17 protein-coding genes and 1 pseudogene are annotated in these 23,624 nt (G+C 72.7%); 15 read left to right on the forward strand and 3 right to left on the reverse strand.

Annotated elements, in window-relative coordinates; translation table 11 throughout:
• Positions 1 to 1,860 (forward strand): annotated as a pseudogene (locus tag AB0J90_RS06805) (peptidase S8); the annotation flags it as partial.
• A 111-nt stretch (positions 1,861 to 1,971) separates the two neighbouring features.
• On the opposite strand, the gene dapD reads toward AB0J90_RS06805, so the two are convergent.
• Entirely contained in the window at positions 1,972 to 2,931 is a 960-nt protein-coding gene (gene dapD / locus AB0J90_RS06810) for a 2,3,4,5-tetrahydropyridine-2,6-dicarboxylate N-succinyltransferase (protein WP_363592969.1), read from the reverse strand.
• Positions 2,932 to 3,035: 104 nt separating this feature from the next.
• On the opposite strand from dapD, the gene dapE reads away from it, so the two are divergent.
• Entirely contained in the window at positions 3,036 to 4,109 is a 1,074-nt protein-coding gene (gene dapE, locus AB0J90_RS06815; RefSeq protein WP_363592971.1) for a succinyl-diaminopimelate desuccinylase, read from the forward strand.
• Between the two features lie 81 nt (positions 4,110 to 4,190).
• Here the strand turns inward: dapE and AB0J90_RS06820 are convergent, their stop codons facing one another.
• The gene (locus AB0J90_RS06820; protein ID WP_363592973.1) at positions 4,191 to 4,370 is read right to left on the reverse strand and encodes a hypothetical protein; all 180 of its coding nucleotides are present in this window, start codon (positions 4,368 to 4,370) and stop codon (positions 4,191 to 4,193) included.
• Between the two features lie 170 nt (positions 4,371 to 4,540).
• On the opposite strand from AB0J90_RS06820, the gene AB0J90_RS06825 reads away from it, so the two are divergent.
• The 13 genes from AB0J90_RS06825 to nudC all read left to right on the forward strand — a co-directional run bounded on the left by AB0J90_RS06825 (position 4,541) and on the right by nudC (position 22,861).
• Positions 4,541 to 5,386: a TIGR00730 family Rossman fold protein gene (locus AB0J90_RS06825; RefSeq protein WP_363592975.1), complete on the forward strand. Its 846-nt coding sequence runs from the start codon at positions 4,541 to 4,543 to the stop codon at positions 5,384 to 5,386.
• 4 nt (positions 5,387 to 5,390) lie between these two features.
• Positions 5,391 to 5,936: a TIGR00730 family Rossman fold protein gene (locus AB0J90_RS06830; RefSeq protein WP_363592977.1), complete on the forward strand. Its 546-nt coding sequence runs from the start codon at positions 5,391 to 5,393 to the stop codon at positions 5,934 to 5,936.
• Positions 5,937 to 6,056: 120 nt separating this feature from the next.
• Positions 6,057 to 9,587, forward strand: coding sequence for an ATP-dependent DNA helicase (locus AB0J90_RS06835; protein ID WP_363592979.1), 3,531 nt, complete (start codon positions 6,057 to 6,059; stop codon positions 9,585 to 9,587).
• Complete coding sequence (locus AB0J90_RS06840) at positions 9,584 to 12,997, forward strand: UvrD-helicase domain-containing protein (protein ID WP_363592981.1); 3,414 nt, start codon at positions 9,584 to 9,586, stop codon at positions 12,995 to 12,997. The genes AB0J90_RS06835 and AB0J90_RS06840 overlap by 4 nt, the downstream gene beginning before the upstream one ends.
• A 225-nt stretch (positions 12,998 to 13,222) precedes the next feature.
• Positions 13,223 to 13,426, forward strand: a complete 204-nt coding sequence (locus AB0J90_RS06845) for a cold-shock protein (protein ID WP_326562658.1) — start codon at positions 13,223 to 13,225, stop codon at positions 13,424 to 13,426.
• A gap of 192 nt (positions 13,427 to 13,618) precedes the next feature.
• Positions 13,619 to 14,926, forward strand: a complete 1,308-nt coding sequence (locus AB0J90_RS06850; protein ID WP_363592983.1) for a DEAD/DEAH box helicase — start codon at positions 13,619 to 13,621, stop codon at positions 14,924 to 14,926.
• A gap of 185 nt (positions 14,927 to 15,111) precedes the next feature.
• Positions 15,112 to 15,321 carry a hypothetical protein gene (locus AB0J90_RS06855; RefSeq protein ID WP_363592985.1) on the forward strand — a complete coding sequence of 70 codons (210 nt, stop codon included), beginning with the start codon at positions 15,112 to 15,114 and terminating at the stop codon, positions 15,319 to 15,321.
• 108 nt (positions 15,322 to 15,429) lie between these two features.
• A complete protein-coding gene (locus AB0J90_RS06860; RefSeq protein WP_363592987.1) occupies positions 15,430 to 16,374 on the forward strand; it encodes a hypothetical protein in 945 nt (314 codons plus the stop codon).
• A gap of 199 nt (positions 16,375 to 16,573) precedes the next feature.
• Complete coding sequence (locus AB0J90_RS06865) at positions 16,574 to 17,962, forward strand: FAD/NAD(P)-binding protein (protein ID WP_363592989.1); 1,389 nt, start codon at positions 16,574 to 16,576, stop codon at positions 17,960 to 17,962.
• Between the two features lie 149 nt (positions 17,963 to 18,111).
• Positions 18,112 to 19,242: an LLM class flavin-dependent oxidoreductase gene (locus AB0J90_RS06870; RefSeq protein ID WP_363592991.1), complete on the forward strand. Its 1,131-nt coding sequence runs from the start codon at positions 18,112 to 18,114 to the stop codon at positions 19,240 to 19,242.
• 9 nt (positions 19,243 to 19,251) lie between these two features.
• The gene (locus AB0J90_RS06875) at positions 19,252 to 20,562 is read left to right on the forward strand and encodes a pitrilysin family protein (protein ID WP_363592993.1); all 1,311 of its coding nucleotides are present in this window, start codon (positions 19,252 to 19,254) and stop codon (positions 20,560 to 20,562) included.
• A 29-nt stretch (positions 20,563 to 20,591) separates the two neighbouring features.
• Complete coding sequence (locus AB0J90_RS06880; RefSeq protein WP_363593641.1) at positions 20,592 to 21,914, forward strand: pitrilysin family protein; 1,323 nt, start codon at positions 20,592 to 20,594, stop codon at positions 21,912 to 21,914.
• An 11-nt stretch (positions 21,915 to 21,925) separates the two neighbouring features.
• Positions 21,926 to 22,861 (forward strand): NAD(+) diphosphatase, encoded by a 936-nt coding sequence (nudC, locus tag AB0J90_RS06885; protein ID WP_363593643.1) that lies wholly within the window; start codon positions 21,926 to 21,928, stop codon positions 22,859 to 22,861.
• A gap of 163 nt (positions 22,862 to 23,024) precedes the next feature.
• Here nudC and AB0J90_RS06890 read toward each other — a convergent pair whose 3' ends face one another.
• Positions 23,025 to 23,327: a hypothetical protein gene (locus AB0J90_RS06890; protein WP_363592995.1), complete on the reverse strand. Its 303-nt coding sequence runs from the start codon at positions 23,325 to 23,327 to the stop codon at positions 23,025 to 23,027.
• Positions 23,328 to 23,624 lie beyond the last annotated feature (297 nt).

The following is a 23,624-nucleotide window of genomic DNA, read 5'->3' on the forward strand; positions in this document are numbered from 1 at the left end:
ACCACCGACCCGGCCAGTCTCTCGTTCGGTCGCACCATCTGGCCGCACGCGGACGACGTCCCGGTCACCCGGACCGTCACCTACCGCAACCCCGGCAGCACCGAGCTGACCCTGGACCTGGCCGTGCAGGTGACCGGACCGGAGGGCGTCGCCGCACCGGCCGGTCTGTTCACCACCAGCGCGGCCCGGGTGACCGTGCCGGCCGGCGGTCAGGCAGCGGTCACGGTGACCGCCGACACGAGCGTGGCCAGCGCGGACGGCTACTGGTCCGGCCGGCTCACCGCCACCGCCGGGACAACCGTGGTGACCACCCCGGTCGGGGTGAACAAGGAGGTCGAGAGCTACGACCTGACGATCAGCCACATCGACCAGATCGGCGGGGTGCCCGTCGAGTACAGCAGCCTGCTGGTCGGGCTCGACCGGTTCCTCTTCACCAGCGTGTACGGCGAGGACGGCACCGCGACCGTACGGCTGCCCAAGGGCAACTACGGCCTGAGCAGCATGATCTTCCGCGAGCGGGCCGAGGAGGAGTTCGACTCCACCATGCTGGTCCAGCCCGAGCTGGCCCTCGACAAGAACACCAGCATCACGGTCGACGCCCGTAAGGCCCGGCCGGTCGAGGTGACGGTGCCCCACCGTTCCGCCGTCCCGGCGCTGATCGACGTGACGGCGTCCTGGGTGACCGAAACCGCCGGGTACGGCACCAGCGTGCTGGCCGACACGTTCGAGGGCCTCTACGCCGGCTCGCTCGGTACCGGCCCGGCGAAGGAAGGCTTCGTCGGCCAGATCGGCAGCCAGTGGGCGGAGCAGGGTCCCGATGGCGACTTCGCCGACAGCCCCTACCTGTACGCGGTCGCCGAACAGTTCGCCGGCCGGTTCCCGAACGGGTACGTGCGCCACTACCGGGACCGGGACCTCGCCACGGTGCGCAACGAGTTCCGGGGCGGCGTGGCCGGTCAGGACGCGCACCGGTTGCTGTTCCCGGTCTTCCCCGAGGACATGGGTGCCTGGGCGGTCGTCCTGCCGGTGGAACTGCCGGGGCAGCGGGTCGAGTACCTCGGCACCAACGGCGGTGTGCGCTGGGAGTCCGCGCTGGAGTTGAGCGTGCCGGGCGAGGACGGCTGGCCGGTGCTCCAGGCCGTGCTGGAGACGCCGCCGACGGTGTACAAGGCCGGGCGGGAGTACCGGGACGTGTGGAACGAGGCGCCGTACGGTCCGTCCTTCCCCGAGTCCCGCTGGCCGGAGTCGGGCATCACCCGGCTGGGGAACACGATCGTGGTCGCCCTGCCCCTCTACAGCGACGCCGCCGGGCACGGGGGTGGCTCGCTCACCACGACCGCCCGTACCGCGCTCTACCGCAACGGCAAGCTGGTGGGGGAGAGCCCGGATCCCGGTTACGGCGAGTTCGAGGTGCCGGCCGGTCGGGCCGACTACCGGGTGGTGGTGTCGGCGACCCGGGACGTCTCGGACCTGGCCACCTCGACCGAGGCGGCGTGGACGTTCCGCTCCGGGCAGGTGCCGGGCGACGAGTTCGTCAAGCTGCCGGCAATGGCGATCCGGTACGCGCCGAAGCTCGACGCGGGCAACGCCGCTCCGGCGGGCAGGGCGTTCGACATCCCGGTGAACGTGCAGCGGCAGCCCGGCGCGCCGGGTGCGCAGGTGCGGCGGCTGACCGTGGAGGTCTCGTACGACGACGGGCGTACCTGGCGGGACGCGGAGGTCCGGCCGACGAAGTCCGGCTGGGTGGCGAGCGTACGGCACCCCGGCGGGGCGAAGTACGTGTCGCTGCGCGCCAAGGCGACCGACTCCGCCGGTGACACCGTCACCCAGCAGGTGATCCGCGCGTACAAGCTGAAGTAGCGCGACAAGCTGAAGTAGCGCGACAAGCTGAAGTAGCGCGACAACCTGAGGTAGCAGGAACGGGAAACGGGGTGCCGGCTCGACCGAGCCGGCACCCCGCCTTCGTCCGCGTCAGTCGTTGGCGTGCAGGGCGGCGTTGAGTTCGATGCCGTGTCCGGTGCGGGGCCGGGCCTCCAGGGCGCCGGTCAGCGAGTTGCGCCAGAACAGCAGCCCGGCCACGCCGGAGAGTTCGCGGGCCTTGACCACGGTCCCGTCCGGCAGGCTGATCTTGGAGCCGGCGGTGATGTAGCAACCCGCCTCGACCACGCAGTCGTCGCCGAGCGAGATGCCGATCCCGGCGTTCGCGCCGAGCAGGCTGCGCTCGCCGATGCGGACCTTCTCGGTGCCGCCGCCGGAGAGCGTGCCCATGATCGAGGCACCGGCGCCGACGTCGGAGCCGTCGCCGACCACGACCCCGGCCACGATCCGGCCCTCGACCATCGAAGTGCCCAGGGTGCCGGCGTTGAAGTTGCAGAAACCCTCGTGCATGACCGTGGTGCCGGGCGCCAGGTGGGCGCCGAGCCGCACCCGGTCGGCGTCGGCGATCCGTACCCCGGACGGGACCACGTAGTCGGTCATCCGGGGGAACTTGTCGACCCCGTACACGGCCAGGTGGCGGCCGGCGGCGCGCTCGATCACCCGCAGCTCGTCCACCCGGTCCGGCGGGCACGGCCCGGCCGAGGTCCAGGCCACGTTCGCGAGCTGGCCGAAGATGCCGTCGAGGTTGAGCTCGTTGGGCCGCACCAGGCGGTGGGAGAGCAGGTGCAAACGCAGGTACGCGTCGGAGGCGTCCTTGATCGGGTCGGCCAGCGAGCCGATTTCCGTGATCACCACCACCGTACGCAGACCGGGCAGCGCCCGCTCGCCGACCGCTCCCGGCGGCAGGTCGAGTACGTCGGCCTGCTCCTCGCCGGGCACCAGCGGCAGTGCGCCAAGGCCCAGCTTGCCGGTCGGGTACCAGGTGTCGAGCACCTGGTCATCGGCGGTGACGGTGGCCAGTCCGATACCCCAGGCGGGCTGCGCGGAAGTCATCGAGTCATCCTTGTCCTCGGGAGCTGCGGGCGCTGCGAGTCATGGACAGCACAGCTCGCCCGCTCGGTCCGCGCCCGCACAATCTTGACGGTACCGTGCCGGACATGGAGAACCCGCTGACCCCCGAGGTGTTGGCCGATCCGGTCGCGTTGACCCGCGCCCTGGTCGACATCGAGTCCGTCTCGCTGAACGAGAAGGAAATCGCGCACCACGTCGAGGAGGTGCTGCGGTCGGTTCCCCACCTGGACGTGCAGCGGCACCAGAACACGGTGATGGCCCGTACCGAGGTTGGCCGTTCGCAGCGGGTGGTGCTGGCCGGGCACCTGGACACGGTGCCGTTGAACGACAACTTCCCGTCGAAGCGCGAGGGCGACCTGATCTACGGGTGCGGCACCTCGGACATGAAGTCCGGCGTCGCGTACGCCCTGCATCTGGCGGTGAGCCTGGCCGAGCCTCGGTACGACGTGACGTACCTGTTCTACGAGGCCGAGGAGATCGACAGCCGGTACAACGGCCTGACCCTGGTGGCCAACGCGCACCCGGAGTGGCTCGCGGCCGACTTCGCGGTGCTGCTCGAACCGACGTACGGCGTGGTCGAGGCCGGTTGCCAGGGAACCCTGCGGGCGATCGTGACGACCACCGGACGGCGGGCGCACTCGGCACGGTCCTGGCGCGGGGTGAACGCCATCCACGCGGCCGGCGAGGCGCTCAACCGGTTGGCCGGCTACCAGGCCCGGACGGTCACCATCGACGGCTGCATCTACCGGGAGGGCCTCAACGCGGTCGGCATCCACGGCGGGGTCGCCGGCAACGTGGTGCCCGACCGGTGCGAGATCGAGGTCAACTACCGGTTCGCGCCGGACCGGTCGCCGGCCGAGGCGGAGGCACACGTACGCGAGGTGTTCGCCGGTCTGGAGGTGAACCTGGTGGACGTGGCTCCGGGGGCGCTGCCCGGACTGACCGCGGCGCCGGCCCGGGAGTTCCTGACGGCGGTCGGCGAGGAGCCGGTGGCGAAGCTGGGCTGGACCGACGTGGCCCGGTTCGCCGCGCTCGGCATCCCGGCGCTGAACTTCGGGCCGGGTGACCCCAACCTGGCGCACGCGCCGGACGAGCACGTCGAGATCGGGAAGATCCGCGACGGGGCGGCAACCCTGCATCGCTGGCTCGCGCCGGCCTGACGCGTCGTGCTTCGACCACCGGCCCCCGGGCCGGGTCGAAGCACGGGCCGGCCCGGCCGGATCAGGCCTGGCCGGCCCGGCTCATCCGCCGATCAGCGAACCCTCGCCGGGACCGCTGGAGGTCTCCGCGGCGATCGTCGAGTCGAACGTGGTGTCGTCGGTCGAATCCTGCTGGCGGGCAACCCGGCGTTCGGCCACCACGGCGCGGATTCGCTGGTGCATCTGTCGCCGGAGCCGGATGATCTCGTTGTTGTTGATCACGGTGCGCCTCCCCCCAAAGGTGTCCGGCGGCGCTGCCGGACCCCGTGCATACCCGGTATGTGAATAGTAAGACGCGTACGGGGGCCGTTAGGTTGCACCTGAGCGGCGCACTTTTCCCGTTGCCGGGGTGAGTTGCCGACGCGGACCGGCCATCCCACTACCGTGGACGCATGAGTCACAGCAAGGGACGCAACGGCAGGGCCCGGGGGCCGGAGCGGCACGGCGGCGGGGTCACCTTGCGCCGCGACGCCATCCCATCCAGTACGGCCGACCAGCGCCTACTCGACTCCCGCAGCCGGGCCGACTGGAAGACCAAGGACGCCTGGCGAGCCCTGCGCATCCTCTCCGAGTTCGTCGAGGGCTTCGACACCCTGGCCGACCTGCCGCCCGCGGTGAGCGTCTTCGGCTCGGCGCGCAGCCTGCCGGACAGCGACGAGTGCAAGCTCGCCGAGGAACTCGGTGCCGCCCTCGCCCGCGCCGGTTACGCGGTCATCACCGGCGGCGGCCCCGGGGTGATGGAGGCGGCGAACCGGGGTGCCACCGACGCTGGCGGGCTCTCCGTCGGGCTCGGCATCGAGCTGCCGTTCGAGCAGGGCATCAACGACTGGGTCGACATGGCGATCGACTTCCGCTACTTCTTTGCCCGCAAGACCATGTTCGTCAAGTACGCCCAGGCGTTCGTGGTCCTGCCGGGCGGTTTCGGCACCATGGACGAACTCTTCGAGGCGCTGACCCTGGTGCAGACCGGCAAGGTGACCCGCTTCCCGGTGGTGCTGATGGGCAAGGACTACTGGAGCGGGCTGCTCGCCTGGCTGCGCGACACCCTCGCCGCAACCGGCAAGATCGGAGCGGCTGATCTCGAATTGATACTGGTCACCGATGATGTGGCCACCGCCGTCGGGCATATCGTAGATGCCGACGCCGCGCTCGCCGCGGAACAGGAAGCGCTCCAGGAGACGGCCATCGCGCAGGCGGGAGCCGACCAACAGGCAGCTTCCACCTCTCGCGAAGGGTGAGTCGATGGCCGCCATCTGCGTTTTCTGCGCTTCCTCCCGTACGCTCGACCAGCGCTGGCTGGACCTCGCCACCGAGACCGGCGGTGAACTCGCCCGGCGCGGCCACACCCTGGTCTCCGGCGGCGGCTGTGTCGGCATGATGGGCGCGCTCGCCGACGGCGCCCGCGCGGCCGGCGGCCACACGCTCGGCATCATCCCGCAGGCGCTGGTCGACCTGGAGGTCGCCGACCGGCACGCGGACGAGTTGGTGATCACCGACGGCATGGCCAGCCGCAAGACCGCGATGATCGACAAGTCGGACGCGTTCCTGACCCTGCCCGGCGGGCTCGGCACCCTCGACGAACTCTTCGAGGTCTGGACCATGGCCACGCTGGCCATGCACCACAAGCCGGTCGTCCTGCTCGACCAGGACGGCTTCTACACCGGGCTGATCGACTGGCTGTACGGACTCGCACCCACCCGCTTCGCCCACCAGCGGGCGATGAACCTGCTGGTGGTGGTCGACTCGATCGGCGCCGCACTCGACGCCATCGAAGCCCGCCTCGACTGACCCGCGCTCCCGTCACCGTCACCACGCGGTCACCCCGTGCGGTCCTCGCTCCGGCGGCGCTGCCGAAAGCGGTGACAAGCCGCCCTTGCCTACGCGGGAGCGTCGGGGCGGCATGGTGTGATGGGCGGCGTGCAGGCGTACCAGCTCGTTCGTCGGCCGGCCGAGGCCGTGCCGGCGCGGGTCGGCGACCCCCGGCAACAGCAGGTCGTCGAGCACGTCGACGGGCCGCTGCTCGTACTCGGCGGGCCGGGCACCGGTAAGACCAGCACCCTGGTCGAGGCCGTGGCCGCGCGGGTGGCCGGCGGCGTCGACCCGGAACGCATCCTGGTGCTGACCTTCGGCCGGCGTTCCGCCACCGCGCTGCGCCACCGGATCGAGGCCCGCGTCACCGGCATCGGCGCCCGGGTGATGCACGAACCACTGGTACGCACCTTCCCCGGTTACGCCTTCGGCCTGCTGCGCCGGGCCGCCGCCGAACGCGGTGAGCCGTCACCACGGCTGCTCACCGGCCCCGAGCAGGACCTGATCATCCGTGAGCTGCTCGACGTGGTCGGCGAGGAGAACCCGCCTGACGGCAACGCACCCGTCAACCCGAACGCAGCCGTCAACCCGAACGCACCCGCCAACCCGAACGCAGCCGCCGACGCGAACGCACCGGCCGACCGGATCGGCTGGCCCGAGCAACTCCGCCCGGCGCTGCGGACCAGGGCCTTTGCCGGCCAGCTACGCGACCTGATGCAACGTGCCGCCGAACGCGGGGTCGGGCCGGTCGAGCTGGCCCGGCTGGGCGAGCGGCTGGGCCGGGCCGACTGGCCCGCCGCAGCCCGCTTCCTGCGCGAGTACGTGGCCGTACTGGCGCTGCGCGACGCGACCGGCCGGGGCTCGATCGCGTACGACCCGGCGGAGCTGGTCCGGGCCGCCAGCGGGTTGCTCGTCGACGACCCGGAGCTGCTGGACGCCGAGCGGCGCCGGTTGACGTACGTCTACGTCGACGAACTCGCCGACACCGACCCGGCCCAGCTCGAACTGCTCAACCTGATCGCCGGAGGCGGCAAGCCGCTGGTCGCGTTCGCCGACCCGGACTCCTCGACGTACGCGTTCCGTGGTGCCGACCCGGCCGGTGTCGCCGCCTTCCCGCAGCGGTTCCGTACCGCCTCGGGCGCGGTGGCCCGGACCGTCCTGCTCAGCACCGCCTACCGGGGCGGTACGGGTCTGCTCGGCGCCGCCGCACGGGTCGCCCGGCGGCTGCGCGGACCGATCACCCACCGGCAACTCACACCGCTGCCGGACGCCGAACCCGGCACCGTCGAAGTCCGTACGTTCCGCTCCGCCACCGGCGAGTCGGCGTACCTGGCGCACGCGCTGCGCGCCGCCCACCTGATCGACGGTGTGCCCTGGTCCCGGATGGCGGTGCTGGTCCGGTCGGCGCCCCGGCAACTGCCCTCGTTGCAGCGGGCGCTCCAGGCCGCCGGGGTGCCGACCGTCGTACACGCCGAGGACCTGCCGCTGCACCTGCAACCGGCGGTGGCCCCGCTGTTGCTGCTGCTGCGCTGCGCGCTGGAGCCGGCCCGGCTCGACGAGGAGGCTGCGGTCGCGTTGCTGCACTCGCCGCTCGGCGGGGCGGACCCGTTGGCCGAACGGCGGTTGCGGCAGGGCCTGCGCGCGCTCGCGCTGGCCGGCGGTGACCGCAGGCCGTCCGGGGAACTGCTGGTCGAGGCGTTGCGCGATCCGGCGGAGCTGGCCGCGATCGAGCGGCGCTGGGCGGCACCGGCCCAGGCGGTCGCCGGGTTGCTGGCTACCGCCCGGACCGCCGCCGCCGCTCCCGGAGCAACCGCCGAGCAGGTGCTCTGGGCGGTCTGGCAGGACAGCGGGCTGGCCGAGCGCTGGTCGGGTGCTATCGGCCGGGGCCGGACCGCCACCGGCGAGGGCGAGAACGCGCCCCGCTGGCGGGCCGCCGCGGCCGACCGGGACCTGGACGCGATCGTGGTGCTCTTCGACGCGGCCGCCCGGTTCGTCGACCGGTTGCCGGGTGCGCGTACCGAGGTGTTCCTCGACCACGTGCTCGGTCAGCAGTTGCCCGCCGACACCCTGGCACCGAGTGCCGACCCCGGCGAGGCGGTACGGCTGCTGACCGCGCACGCCGCCAAGGGACTCGAATGGGATCTGGTCGCGGTTGCCGGCGTACAGGAGGGGACCTGGCCGGACCTGCGGCTGCGTGGCAGCCTGCTCGGCTCGGAGCGACTGGTCGAGGTGCTCGCCGGCCGCGCCGACGGTAGCGGGCTGGCGGCCAGCCTGGTCGGGCAGACCTCGGCGTTGCTGGACGAGGAGCGCCGGCTGTTCTACGTGGCGATCACCCGCGCCCGGCGCCGGCTGCTGGTCAGCGCGGTCGCGTCGGCGGCGGTCGGCGGCATGGACCACGAGGAGCAGCCGAGCCGCTTCCTCTACGAGCTGGCCCCTCCGGCCGACCCCGGCTCCCGCCCGGTCGGCTCGTCCGGCCCGGATCCCTCCCCGTCACCCGCCCCGGATGGCCCGCACGTCCCGGTTCCGGAGACGGAAGCAACGCCACAACCGGAGGCGGAGGTGTCGCAGGCGGGGGAGGAGCCGGGGGAGTTGCCGGTGGAGCGGGCGCCCAGGGCGCTCACGCTGCCGGCGCTGGTGGCGGAACTGCGTACCGTGGTGATCGACCCGGCCTCGTCCGACCAGCGGCGGCAGGCGGCCGCGACCCAGCTTGCCCGGCTCGCCGTCGCCGGGGTGCCCGGCGCCCACCCGGACGACTGGTGGGGCCTGCGGGCGCTGTCGGACGACCGGCCGCTGGTGGACGAGGGCGAACCGGTCAAGGTCACCCCGTCCACCATGGAAAGCGCGCTGCGGTGCAGCCTGCGCTGGCTGCTGGAGCGGCACGGCGGTGCGGCCCCGGCCAGCGGCGCGCAGGGGGTGGGCAACCTGGTGCACGCCGCCGCGATGCTCGCCGAGGACGCCAGCGCCGACCGTGGCCAGCTCATCGAGTACGTCACCGCGCGCTTCGACGTGATCGACCTGGCCGCCCAGTGGATGGCCGGCCCGGAGAAGCAGCGGGCCGAGGCGATGGTCGACAAGCTGCTCCGCTGGCTGGCCACCAACCCGCGCCGGCTGCTCGCCATCGAGCACGAGTTCGCGGTCCGGCTGGACGACCCCACCCGACCGATCGACCTGACCGGCCGGGTGGACCGGCTGGAGGTCGACGCCGACGGCCGGCTGGTCGTGATCGACCTCAAGACCGGCAAGTCCACCGCTGTCACCGGCACCGAGCTGGCCGAACATCCGCAGCTCGGCGCGTACCAGGCGGCGGTCGAGGCGGGCGCGTTCGCCGAGTTCGGCGCCGAGTCGGGCGGGGCGGCGCTGGTGCAGCTCGGCACCGGCACCAAGGACGCGAAGGAACAGGGCCAGGCCCCGGTCACCGCGGCCGACGAGGCCGGCTGGGCGCGGGCGATGGTCCGGCGTACCGCCGATACGATGGCCGCTTCGACCTTCGCCGCGGTGGCCAACAGCAAGTGCCGGGTCTGCCCGGTCCGGACCAGCTGCCCGGTCTCCGGCAAGGGCCGCCAGGTGGTCGAACCGCCCGCCCGGCGGCCGGGGATGACGCCGCCGACCCAGCGTGGAGAGCAGGATTGAGCCAGTCGTCACTGTTCGCCGCGACGGCGCCGCCGCCGTCGCGGACAGCCGACGCCGGCCCGCGCTACACCCCGGTCGAGCTGGCGAAACTGCTGCGGCTGCACGCACCCACCCGGGAACAGGCGGCGATCATCGCCGCGCCGGTCGAGCCGCTGCTGGTGGTCGCCGGTGCCGGCTCGGGCAAGACCGAGACGATGGCCGCCCGGGTGGTCTGGCTGGTCGCCAACGGGTACGTCCAACCCGAGCAGGTGCTCGGGCTCACCTTCACCCGCAAGGCGGCCGGAGAACTCGCGCACCGGATCCGTACCCGGCTCGACCAGTTGGTCCGGCGGCTCGGGCGCGACGGCCGGGATCCGGAGGGCGACCAGCTCGGCGGTGAGCCGACGGTGGCCACGTACCACTCGTACGCGGCGAGGATCGTCACCGAGCACGGGCTGCGTGCCGGGTACGAGCCGTCGACAAGACTGCTCACCGAGGCGTCCCGGTGGCAGCTCGCCGACCTGCTGGTGCGTACGTACGACGGGGACATGTCCGATGTCGACCGGATGCCGAGCACCATCACCGACGCGGTGCTGGCCCTCGCCGGTGAACTGGCCGAGCACCTGGTCACCCCGGACGAGCTGGCCGCCTGGACCGGGCGGTTCTACGCCGAGGTCAGCTCCCAGCCGGGCAAGATCTACGCCGACGTACGCAAGGCGCTCAAGATCCAGCAGATCCGGCTCAAGCTGATGCCCCTGGTGCGCGCGTACGACCAGCGCAAGGACGACTTCGAGGCGATGGACTTCGGCGACCAGATGGCCCGGGCGGCCCGGGTCGCCCGGGACCACCCGGAGGTCGGCGCGATCGAACGCGAGCGCTACCGGGTGGTGCTGCTCGACGAGTACCAGGACACCAGCCACGCCCAGGTGGTGCTGTTGCGGGCGCTCTACGGCGGCGGTCACCCGGTCACCGCGGTCGGCGACCCGTGCCAGTCCATCTACGGCTGGCGGGGTGCGAGCGCCGGCACCCTGGACCGGTTCCCGACCGAGTTCAACCACACCGCTGGCCGCCCCGCGCGCACGCTGACCCTCACCACGAGCTGGCGGAACCGGCCCGAGATCCTCGGCGTCGCCAACGGGCTCGCGGTGCCGCTGCGGGCCGCCGGGGCCCAGGTGAGCGAACTGGCGGCGGCGATGCGGGTGGACGACCCGATCCCGGGTCGGACCGCCCGGGGGGCCGCTGGCGGGACCGTGCACTGCGCGCTGCTCTCCACGTACGAGGAAGAAGCCGACTGGATCGCGGACAGCCTGCTCGCCGCCTGGCGCGGGGCGGCCCGGATGCCGTCGGCGCTGCCCGAGCACATCCCGGTCGACCGGCGGCCGACCAGCGCGGTGCTGGTCCGGGTGCGCAGCCAGATCCCGGCGATCGAGGCGGCCCTGCGCGAGCGGGGGCTGCCGGTCGAGGTGGTCGGGCTCGGCGGACTGCTGGACACACCCGAGGTACGCGACGTGGTCTGCACGCTGCGGGTGCTCGCCGACCCGACCGACGGGGCGGCGCTGCTGCGGCTGCTCACCGGGGCCCGGTGGCGGATCGGCCCGCGCGACCTGGTGGCGCTGCACAAGAGGTCCCGGGCCATCGCCACCGTCCGGCGGGAACTGCCCCGCGCCGACGGTGATGCCGAGCCCGAGATCAGCACCGACCGGCTGGACGACGCGACCCTGGTGGAGGCGCTGGCCGACCTGGGGCCGGCGCAGCTCTACTCGGCCGAGGGTTATGCCCGGCTGCGCGCGTACGGCCTGGAACTGGGCCTGCTGCGGCACCGCCTGGACCAGTCGCTGCCGGACCTGGTGGCGGACGTCGAGCGGACCATCGGCCTGGAGGTGGAGGTCGCGGTACGGGCCGGTACGGACGGCCGGGGCGGCGACGCCGGCCTGGCCCGTGGCCACCTGGACGCCCTCGGTGACGTCGCCGCCCGGTTCTCCGGTGACTCGACCAACGCCTCCCTCTCCGGCTTCCTGGCCTTCCTGGCCGCCGCCGAGGAGGAGGAACGGGGGCTGGCGCCGGGCGAGTTGGAGGTGATGGAGGGCGCGGTGCAGATCGTCACCGCGCACGCCGCGAAGGGTCTCGAATGGGATGTGGTCGCGGTCGCCGGGCTGACCCGTGGCGTCTGGCCCGGCCCGGTCCGCAACTCCGACCACTACCTGCTCGGCCTGGGGGTGCTGCCGTTCCCGCTGCGCGGCGACGCGGACGGGCTGCCGGTACTGGACCTCGACGAGGTGGCCGACCAGAAGGGCGTGATGAAGGCGCTCACCACCTTCACCGAGCAGTGGCGGGCACACGACGAACGGGAGGAGCGCCGGCTCGCGTACGTGGCGGTGACCCGGCCCCGGCGGCTGCTGCTCTGCTCCGGCTACTGGTGGGGTGACGGGGCGAAGCTCGCTCGCGGCCCGTCGGTCTTCCTCCGCGAGGTGTACGACCGCTGCCTGGCCGGCGACGGTTACGTGATCGACGCTTGGGCGCCGGAGCCGGCCGGTGACGCGGTCAACCCGACCACCGAGGTGGTGCTGAAGGCCGAGTGGCCCGCCGACCCGCTGGGTGGCCGCCGTCCGGTGATGGCCGACGCGGCGGCCCTGGTCCGCCAGCTCATGGCCGCCGACACCGGCCCACCGTTGCCCGCCGACACCCGTGACCCGGACGGCGAGCTTGAACCGGGTGGCGAGCCGGAGACCGAGCCCGTTGTCGATCCGGATCTCGACCGGTGGCGGCGGGAGGCGGACCTGCTCCTCGCCGAGCGGGCGGAACTCGCCCAGCAGGTCGGGCCGATCGAGGTCGCGCTCCCCGGTCACCTCTCCGTGTCGCAACTGGTGGCGTTGCGTCGTGACCCGCACGCGCTGGCCCGTACGCTGCGCCGGCCGATGCCGTCCCGCCCGGACCCGTACGCCCGCCGGGGCACGGCCTTCCACGCCTGGTTGGAGCAGCGGTTCGGGGCCGGTCGGCTGCTCGACATCGACGAGTTGCCGGGGGCGGCCGACGAGGACGCCGCGCCGGACGAGGCGCTGGTCGAGTTGCAGCAGCGGTTCCTGGCCAGCGAGTGGGCCGATCGGGTGCCGGTCGAGGTGGAGGTGCCATTTGCCACAGTGGTCGCCGGGGTGGTGGTCCGGGGCCGGATGGACGCGGTGTTCAGCGGGCCGGGCAGCCGTTTCGACGTGATCGACTGGAAGACCGGACGGGAGCCGGTGGGTGCGGCGGCGGACGCGGCGGCGGTGCAGCTGGCCGCGTACCGGCTGGCCTGGGCGGAGCTGGCCGGGGTGCCGCTGGAGCAGGTACGAGCCGCTTTCCACTACGTACGCGAGGGAAGCACCGTACGTCCGGTGGACCTGCTCGACGCGGACGGTCTGGCGGCGCTGATCACCGCGCTGCCGGTGGCTTGATGGCTGTTCCGGCAGGTACGTGCTAGGCTGACCAAGTTGCAGTTTTGGTTCCCAGAGACTCTGTGTGCGCCTGCGGGATTGTAACCCAGGCGCTCTTTGTTATGTCCGGAGTTCTCCGGGCGGGGCGACCAGGGGGCGACACCGATCCGCGCCTGCCGGGCGCGGGCGATTCTCTTCGGCCCGCAAAAGTGCGGGACCGATCGTTCCGTCAAGGAGACGAAACAAATGGCAATTGGCACCGTCAAGTGGTTCAACGCTGACAAGGGCTTCGGCTTCATCACCCCGGACGGCGGCGGCGCCGACGTCTTCGCCCACTTCTCGGCGATCCAGTCCTCCGGCTACCGGAGCCTGGACGAGAACCAGCGGGTCGAGTTCGAGGTGACCCAGGGCCAGAAGGGCCCGCAGGCCGAGAACATCCGGCTGATCTGAACCCAGTTACACCCCACTGCGCCCGCCGGGCGCGGTGACGTGACCGGCCCGCGCCATGCTGGCGCGGGCCGGCCCCGCGTATTCCCATCGGTTCGTGCTTGCGATCGCTGGTGGAGCCCTTCACGGCTCCCGGCGGCCAGTGCCCCACGGGCACCTTCCTCGACACGTGCCGCCTTGAGGAAGGTGCTATCCATGACCCATGCCATCGCGTCGTTCACCGACGCCCCGCTCGCCCCCGCGCTGCGTTCCGCGCTGGTGGCGAATGGCATCACCGAGCCTTTCCCGATCCAGTCCGCCACCCTGCCCGACTCGCTCGCCGGTCGGGACGTACTCGGTCGCGGTCGCACCGGATCCGGCAAGACACTCGCGTTCGGGCTTCCGCTGCTCTCCCGTACCGCCGGTCGCCGGGCCCGCCCCGGTCAGCCGTTGGCCCTGGTCCTGGTTCCGACCCGGGAACTGGCCCAGCAGGTGACCACCGCGCTCGCCCCGTACGCCCGCGCGGTCAACCTGCGCTGCGTCACCGTCGTCGGCGGTCTCTCCCTGCAGCGCCAGGCCGACGCCCTGCGCGCCGGTGCCGAGGTTGTCATCGCCACGCCGGGTCGGCTCGCCGACCTGACCAACCGCGGTGACTGCCGGCTCGACCAGGTCACCATCACCGTGCTCGACGAGGCCGACCAGATGGCCGACATGGGCTTCCTGCCCCAGGTCACCCGGCTGCTGGAGCAGGTCGCGCCGAACGGGCAGCGGATGCTCTTCTCCGCCACCCTGGACCGTGGCGTCGACCGGCTGGTCCGCCGCTTCCTGACCGACCCGGTGTCGCACTCGGTGGATCCGGGGACCGCCACGGTCACCGCGATGACCCACCACGTGCTGCACCTCGACGCGGCCGACAAGGCCGCCACCACGACCCAGATCGCCGCCCGCGAGGGCCGGACGATCCTGTTCACCGGTACGAAGCACCGCGCCGACCGGCTGGCCCGGCAACTGCTGGCGAGCGGCGTACGCGCCGCGGCGCTGCACGGCGGCAAGTCCCAGCCGCAGCGGACCCGGGTGCTGGAGCAGTTCCGCAACGGCCAGGTGACCGCGCTGGTCGCCACCGACGTGGCGGCCCGTGGCATCCACGTCGACGGGCTGGACCTGGTGGTGAACGTGGACCCGCCGACCGAGGCGAAGGACTACCTGCACCGCGGCGGTCGTACCGCCCGGGCCGGCGAGTCCGGTGCGGTCGTCACGCTGGTCACCCCCGACCAGCGCCGGGACATGGCCCGGTTGATGGCCACCGCCGGGATCCGGCCGGAGTCGGCGCAGGTCCGGCCGGGTGACGCCGAACTGGTCCGGGTGACCGGTGCCCGCGTACCGTCCGGCGTGCCGGTGACGGTGGTCGCGCCGAAGCCCGCCCAGGTTCCCAACCAGCCCGGCGGTGCGTCTCCGCGAGCCCAGCACCGCAGCTCGGGCCGTACGCGTCGGCCCCGTCGCCCCAGCACTCCCCGCGCCGTCTGACCCACCCCGCCACACCCACCCCTCGCCCTGGACAGGCGAAGGGGTGGGTGTGGTGGCGTAGGCGGAGAACCGATCGGGTCATCGGATTGCGTCCGATGGATGACTGCGTTGTGTCCGGTCATGGGTGATCCTGTTCCCTGGGGAGCTGGCGGGTCGGTCGACGGGTTCCCGATGGGGAGGTCGTCATGATCTTGACTGCCGGACCGGGGGCGGTACGAGAATTCCTCGTTGTGCTCGCGGTCGCCCTCAGTGGACTTCTTCTCGCCCTGATCGCGGCCTTCACCCCCTGGTACGACACCCCGAGCGGGCCCAGTCGTCCGCACGTGGTCGAGTTGCAGGCCCCACCGCCCCGCGCGGCCGACAGCGTCGAGCCGAACCTCGTCGGCTCCGGCTGATCTGGGACGGTTTTCGCTGGATTGTGCCGGGCGCGTCCATGGCGAGGTCGGCGGCCGACCGCGAGGGCTGGTCGGCAACTCGTCGGGTGCTGGTGTTGACTAGAGGAGATGCCTCCCGCGATGCCACCCGAGCCGCCGCCCCGGCCCACACCGGGTACGGCATGGGCGGCCGGCCCGGTGACCCGGCTCGGCGGCCCGCCCGTCGCGGCTCCGTCCGCTGTGGCGCCGCCGGCACCGGTCGGGCGCGAACGGTACCGCCTGTGGTGGTTCGCCGGTACGGCCGGCGCGGTCCTGGTCGCCGGCCTGGCGGTGGTTCTCGCGATGACGCTCGGCTCGGATCCGCACCTGTTCGGTGACGACTTCTCCGCCCCGGCCGACACGAGGCCGCCACTGGCCCGGATGTGCCCACCGGCCAGCGCGCTGCCGCCGGGCGGGTCGCCAACCGCGTCACCGCCCGACGCCCCGTCGCCGCAGGCGACCGCGTTGCCGACAACACCGCGGTCGGCCGCGCCGGGCGGGTCGCCGTCGGTGGGTCCGCGTACGGTCGACGAGGAGGCGGGCATCTCCTACACCGAGTACGGGGCACCCTGGCTGCCGTGGGACGCCGAGTGGAACGCGGGCATGCTCGAGGTGCCGTACAAGGTGGGGCAGCACTTCGTCACCGAGCCGTCGTACGACGGTTTCAGTGACTACCACGCGTCGATCCTCTCCGCCGCAGTGCCCGCCGCGGAGAACGACGCCCTCACCTTCGACCTGGAGTGCGTCGGCCGGCAGGTGGCCGCCGACGTGCGGGCCGAGTACTACCCGCAGCCGAGCCGGATGGAACTGTTCCGCGACGAACGGACCATGCTCGGCGGTCGGCCCGCCTGGGTGACCGTGTTCCGGCTGCACTTCAGCCGGGCGGGGCTCAAGGCGACCGACGAGTTGGCCGCGGTTGCCTGCATCGATGTCGGCCGGGCCACCGCCGCGATCTTCTACGTCTCCATTCCGGGCACCCATCGCGAGCTTGACTGGGTGGTCGACGACGCGCTCGCGTCGGTCCGCCCGATCTGACGCCACGCCGACGGCGAACTGCGCCGAAACGGTCGGAGCGGGTCGGCCGCCTGGGTACGGTTTCCCGGTCGGCGCCGTCCGGAGTGTCCCGCATTCGCCTCCGGATCCCGCCGAATATCTCACGACCGCTAGCGGGCGAGGTCGTTGATCTCCTACTTTCGGCATAGGATTTTCCGGATCAACATCGAGGGGCGGCGGCATGAGCCGGACGGTGCTGGTGGTGGGTGGTGGCTGTAGCGGCGTGCTGGTCAGCCGAGAACTGCTACGGCACACCGCAGCCTCGGTGACACTGGTCGATCCGTCCGCGTCCCCCGGCACCGGAGTGGCGTACGGGCCGGCGGCCCAACCGTGGCACCTGCTCAACTCGCCGGCCGGCACGATGAGCGCCGACCCGGACGCGCCCGGCGACTTCGTCGACTGGTGTCGGGTCCGCCGGCCATCCGTCGCCGCCGGTGACTTCATGCCCCGGAGCTGGTACGGCGACTACCTGCGGGACGTACTCGGGGCGGTCGAGCGGGAGGCGGCGGGGCGGCTGCGGATCGTCCGGGACCGGGTGAGCCGGATCGTCGGCACCGGCGGGCGGGTCGGTGCCGTACTCGACTCCGGCGAGCGGCTGGCCGCCGATCGGGCCGTACTCGCGATCGGGGCACCGGCCTCGGCGGACCCGGCGCAGCGCTGGCCCGCCTCGGGTGCGCGGGGGTCGGGTTACGTCCGTGACCCGTGGTCGCCCGGTGCGCTGGACGCGGTTCCGGCCGACCGGCCGGTGCTGCTGGTCGGCACCGGTCTCACCGCGGTCGACGTGGCGCTGAGCCTGGCCGCCGCGGGCCAGCGCGGGCCGATGATCGCCGTCTCCCGGCACGGGCTGCTGCCGAACGCACAGCACCGGCCGGGCCAGCCGGCGGCGGTGCCCGCCGGACTGCCGGCGTCGGCCGAGTCGCTGCGCCGGCTGGTCCGCCAGGTCCGCGCCCTGGTCGAGGCGGGTGCCGACTGGCGGGCGGTGGTCGACGGGCTGCGACCCCGGCTGGACACCTACTGGGCCGGGTTTTCCGCGGCGGACCGGGACCGGTTCCTGCGGCACCTGGCCCGACACTGGGAGGTGCACCGGCACCGGATGGCCCCGGAGATCGCCGACGAGGTGGCGCGACTGCGCGCCACCGGCCGGCTGACGGTACGGGCCGCCGTGGTCGAGGCCGTCGAAGCGGGACCGGAGGGTGGACTGGACGTACGGCTCGGGCACCGTGGGCCGGTGCCGGGTGGCGACAACCGCCCCGAGGGGTACGGCGCGATGGTCAACTGCACCGGTCCGGGCCGGCTGCCCGCCTCGGCGGATTCCCTGGTACGGCAGCTGCTGGCCGACGGTCTCGCCCACCCGGGGCCGTACGGGCTCGGGCTGGACGTGGACGAGGCCGGTGCGCTGCGTGGACGTGACGGTACGCCCACCGCCCCGCTCTGGACGCTCGGCTCACCGCGTCGGGGCCGGCTGTGGGAGACCACCGCCGTACCGGAGATCCGTGGCCAGGCCAGGGGTTTGGCGTACCGGTTCGCCGCCCTTGACGGAGTGACCAGCCCACTCGTCGCCACCGCCTGACACGCCGATCAACCGTCGCCGCGCCCGGTGCGAGCGCGACCGTGGCGGAGCACGAATGCCTCTGGACAAGATCCCTATCTAACCAGTAGGACTTACGGAGATAGGGACCCGATCATCGAGCGCGCCCCGGCGCGGGAGGCGAGCAGACCGTGACCTTCCACTGGTTCCTCCCCACCTCCGGCGACGGTCACCAGGTCGGTGCCGCGACCGTACGGGCCGGGGCCGCCCGGCACGACCGGGTGGCGAGCGTGGACTACCTGAGCCAGGTCGCCAGGGCCGCCGAGGAGTCCGGCTTCACCGCCGCGCTGACCCCGGTCGGATCCGGCTGCCCCGATCCCTGGATCGTCTGCGCCGCCGTCGCCCGGCACACCACTCGGCTGCGGCTACTGGTCGCGGTCCGCGCCGGCTTCGCCCTACCGACCCTGCTCGCCCAGCAGGCCGAGGCGTTCCAGGCGATCTCCGACGGCCGGCTGGCGATCAACATCGTCACCGGCGGCGACCCGGCCGAGCAGCGGGCGTACGGCGACTTCCTCGACCACGACGCGCGCTACGCCCGGACCGCCGAAGCCCTGGAGGTGCTCCGGCTGGCCTGGCAGGGTGCACCGTTCGACTACTCCGGCGAGCACTACCGGATCGAGCGCGGTGGCCTGTCCACCCCGTTGGCCGAGCCGCCGCCGATCTACTTCGGGGGAGCTTCCCCGGCCGCCGAGGCGGTGGCCGCCCGGCTCGCCGACGTGTACCTGATGTGGGGCGAGCCGCCGACCGCGATCGGCGAACGGGTCGCCCGGATCCGCCGGCTCGCCGACGGGCACGGCCGGGCGCTGCGTACCGGTCTGCGGTTGCACGTCATCGCCCGGGAGAGCGCGGACGAGGCGTGGGCCGAGGCTGACCGGCTGCTCGCCGGCATGGACCCGGCCCGAATCGCCGCCGCGCAGGCGCGGTTCGCCCGGATGGACTCGGTCGGCCAGGCCCGGATGGCCGCGCTCAACGCCGGCACCACCGACGGGCTCACCATCGCGCCCAACCTCTGGGCCGGTGTCGGCCTGGTACGCGAGGGCGCCGGAACCGCGCTCGTCGGCAGCTACGCCGAGGTCGCCGCCCGGCTCGACGAGTACGCCGCGCTCGGTGTCGACGAGTTCGTGCTCTCCGCCTGGCCGCACCTGGAGGAGGCGTACCGGGTCGGCCGGGAGGTGCTTCCGCTCACCCGCATCGGCGCGGCGGCCGACCAGCCGTCCCCGGTCGGGGCAACGGCGCCGCACGCGGGTGTGGGGACGCGCTAGGGTCGGGTCGTGGCGGCGCGGAGATCAAAGATTCCAGCAACGAAGTATCCGGTCGAGCGGTTCACCCTCGACAACGGCCTGCGGGTGGTGCTGACCCAGGACCGCAGCGCCCCGGTGGTCGGAGTGGCGGTCGTCTACGACGTCGGCATCCGATCCGAACCGGAGGGCCGGACCGGCTTCGCCCACCTCTTCGAGCACCTGATGTTCCAGGGCTCGGCGAACCTGGAGAAGCTGGCCCACTTCAGGCACGTGCAGGGTGCCGGCGGCACGTTCAACGGCTCCACCCATCTCGACTACACCGACTACTTCGAGACGTTGCCCAGCAACGCCCTTGAACGCGCGCTCTTCCTGGAGGCCGACCGGATGCGCGGACCCCGGCTGACCGAGGAGAACCTGCGCAACCAGGTCGACGTGGTCAAGGAGGAGATCCGGGTCAACGTGCTCAACCGCCCGTACGGCGGTTTCCCCTGGCTGCGGCTGCCGCCGATCATGTTCGACACGTTCCCGAACGCGCACGACGGCTACGGCTCCTTCGACGACCTGGAGAGCGCGACCGTCGACGAGGCGGCCGACTTCTTCGACCGTTACTACGCCTGCGGCAACGCCGTACTCGCCGTCAGCGGGGACCTGGACGTGGCGCAGACCCGCGAACTGGTGGCCCGGCACTTCGACTCCGTACCGGCGCGACCGGCGCCGACCCGGCCCGATTTCGCCGAGCCGGACCTGACCGGCGAGCGGCGGCAGTCGTACTCGGACCGGTTGGCGCCGCTGCCCGCGGTCGCGGCGGCGTGGCGGGTGCCGGATCCGGTCGCCGACCTGGCCGGCTACCTGCCGTACGTGGTGCTGGCCGAGGTGCTGACCGACGGCGACGCCTCCCGGCTGGTCGAGCGGCTGGTGCTGCGCGACCGTACGGTCACCAGCATCGGCGGTTACCTGGGCTTCATGGGCGAGCCGTTCGGCGTACGGGACCCCACCGCACTGCTGGTGGAGGCGCACCTGCCGCCCGGCGGTGACGTGGAGAAGGTGCTGCGCACCATCGACGAGGAGACGTCCCGGATCGCGATGGACGGGCTGGTCGACGGCGAGTTGGCGCGTACCCAGGCGCGGATGGCCACCCACCTGCTGCGGGGGACCGACGCGGTGCTCGGCCGGGCCCTGCAGATGGCCGTGCTCGAACAGCAGCGCGGCGCACCCGAACTGATCAACGACCTGCCCCGGCTGCTCGGCGAGGTCACCGAGGAGCAGGTACGGGCGGCCGCCGCGACCCTGAGTCCGGAGCGTCGGGCGGCCGTCGAGGTCATCCCCGGAGGAGCGAAGTGAACGGCACCGTCAGCTCCGCCAGCGACGAGGTGAAGCTCGCCCTGCCCGCGCTGGGCCCGACCCGCAAGCTCAAGGTGCCCACCCAGGCGGAGGTGACGCTGCCCAACGGGCTGACCGTGATCGCCGTCCGGCGACCCTCGGTACCCCTGGTCGAGGTGCGCCTCTGGGTGCCGTTCGGCCGGGCGCCGTTGGCCCGTTCGGTGCTGCTCTCCCAGACCCTGCTCTCCGGCACCGCGACGATGTCCAACCTGGACATCGCCTCCGAGTTGCAGAAGGTGGGCGGCGGGCTGGCCGCCGGTGCCGACCCGGACCGCTTGATGGTCTCCGGCAACGGGCTGGTCACCGGCCTGGACCGGATCCTGGAACTGCTCGCCGAGGTGCTCACCGACGCGGCCTACCCGTCCGACGAGGTGGCCAACGAGCGGGACCGGATGATCGACCACATCCAGGTCGCCAAGAGCCAGCCGTCGCACGTGGCCCGGGAGGCGCTGCTGCACCGGATGTACGGCAAGCACCCGTACGCCGTGCAGACCCCGGAACCGGAGCAGGTACGGGCGGTCCGGCCGGGCCAGCTCCGTACGCTGCACGCCGATCGGGTGCATCCGTCCGGCGCGGTTCTGGTCATCGTCGGTGACGTACGGCCGGAGCGGGCGCTGGAGGCCGCCGAGGCCACGCTCGGCCGATGGAAGGGTGCGGGACGGGCGCTCGAACTGCCGCCAGCTCCGGCACTGACACCTGGGCCGCTGGTGCTGGTGGACCGCCCGGACTCGGTGCAGTCGTCGCTGCGGATGGCGTTGCCGGCGGTGCCGCGTACGCATCCGGACCACGCCGCGCTGCACCTGGCGAACCTGGTCTTCGGTGGCTACTTCTCGTCCCGCTGGGTGGAGAACATCCGCGAGGACAAGGGCTACACGTACGGGCCGCACTCGGTGATCGAGCACGGTGTCGCCGGTTCGGCCCTGATCGTCGCGGCCGACGTGGCGACCGAGGTGACCGGCCCGGCGCTGCTGGAGACGATCTACGAGCTGGGCCGGTTGGCCTCGTTGCCGCCGAAGGAGGACGAACTGGAACAGGCCCGTCAGTACGCCCTGGGCACCCTGCAACTCGGCGTGTCGACGCAGGCCGGACTGGCCGCGGTGGCGAGCGTCTACGCCGGGTACGGGTTGCGTCTGGACTACCTGGCCGAGCACTCGGCCCGGTTGGCGCGGGTCACCCGCGACGAGGTGGCCGCCGCGGCGGCGAAGTACCTGGCTCCGGCCGGCGCGGTCACCGTCGTACTCGGTGACGCGGCGCGGATCGCCGGCCCACTCGCCGCGCTGACCCCGGTCGAGCCGGCGGCCGGCGCGTCGTGACCTGGATGGAGATGGCCGACGGGCCACCGTTGGCCCGCACGACGCTGGACCGGGCGGCGCACCGGCGGGCGGATCCGGACTGGCTGGCGTCTGCCTGGCAGCGGGCCCGGATCCTGGTGGTGGACATCGCCGGTGGCGGTCGGGCGCTGGTCGGCCCGCAGACCGACCGGCCGACGTTGCTGCTGCTGGCGGCGTCGGACGTACCGGAGGACGCCCTCGGCCGGCTGTTCCTCGGGGTGGAGCCGGACGGCACCCCGGTCTTCGCGGTCGACGCCCCGCTGCCGGTGCTGCCGGACACCAGGGCGGTGTCGCTGCGCGACGTGGGGCACCTGCTCAGCGACTCCGACGCGGGGCTGTTCACCACCGCGGTGGCGCTGGGCAACTGGCACGCGCGGCATGCGTACTCGTCAACCACCGGGCTGCCGACGGAGGTGATCGAGGCGGGTTGGTCGCGGGTCGACGACGGCGGCAACCATGTCTGGCCGCGTACCGATCCGGCGATGATCGTGTTGGTGCACGACGGCAAGCCCGGTCCGGAGGGGCTGTGTCTGCTCGGCAACAACGCGGCCTGGCGTCCGCGTGACGGGGTTCGCCGGTTCTCCTGCCTGGCCGGGTACGTCGAGCCGGGTGAGTCGGCCGAGGCGGCGGTGCACCGCGAGGTGACCGAGGAGGTCGGCATCGGCCTGGACCACCTCGCGTACGCGGGCAGCCAGGCCTGGCCCTTTCCCGGTTCGCTGATGCTGGGCTTCCTGGCTCGGGCCGATCCGGCGCAGCCGATACGGGTCGACCCGACCGAGATCGCCCAGGCCCGCTGGTTCAGCCGGCGTGAGATCACCGACGTGCTGGCCGATGCTCGGGTCGAGGCGGACGCGGGTCTGCGGGTGGGGCTGCCGCCGCCGTCGTCGATCGCGCTCTACCTGATCCACCGCTGGCTGGAAGAGGCCTGACCGGCCGACTGTTCCGTGCTCCCGTCGAGGAAGTGCCCGCAGGACAATCTTGGCCCGTGACCGTCGTTGCCGCGGCGGTCACGGGCCAAGATCATGGGCCGCCGAGGCCGGCTGTGGCGTGGTGCACGGCGGGGGAGCCGGGCCGGCGTACGGCGGTCGTCTATCAGGTGGGGCGTGGTGGCTGGCCGGTTGTTCCCGGCTGCTCCCGCCACTCGGCGTGGGGTTTCAGCTCGGGTTCGCCCAGCGGCACCACCTTGACCCGTTGCCGGCCGGCGCGTACGGCTCCGACGGTGGACAGCGCGCGGGCCAGGATCAGTGCGGCGTCGCGATCGTCCGCGCGGACGATCTGACGGCGGTTCTCGGGCGCGGTCTGCTCGTCGCGCAGCCGGCCACCGCCGGCCCAGATCGAGGCCAGGTCGTCGTCGGCGGCGGTACGGATGTCGGTGCGAACGATCAGAAACCGCATGAGCGTCTCCGGATGAACCGTGACGGATGATGATCGTGTAACTACTGAGTGGAGTTGCTTCGTGGAACTTCCACGTAGTTCCACTCGCCATGTTACGCACCGGAGCGTCGCCGGCAAGTGATACGCGCTGATTGGTTTCGCGGGTCAGCCATTCGGGTGATGCCTGCTCAGTGGCGGTATCACAGTGGATCAGGCGCCGACCGGGCGCGTCGGACGGCCTCGGCGGGGCCGGATCCGTTGCGGTGCAAGGTAACTGAGCGCTCTCGTCGGTTCCACAGAGGCCGATGACCGCTGCGT

Source organism: Micromonospora sp. NPDC049523 (assembly GCF_040676775.1).
Classification (GTDB): domain Bacteria; phylum Actinomycetota; class Actinomycetes; order Mycobacteriales; family Micromonosporaceae; genus Micromonospora_G.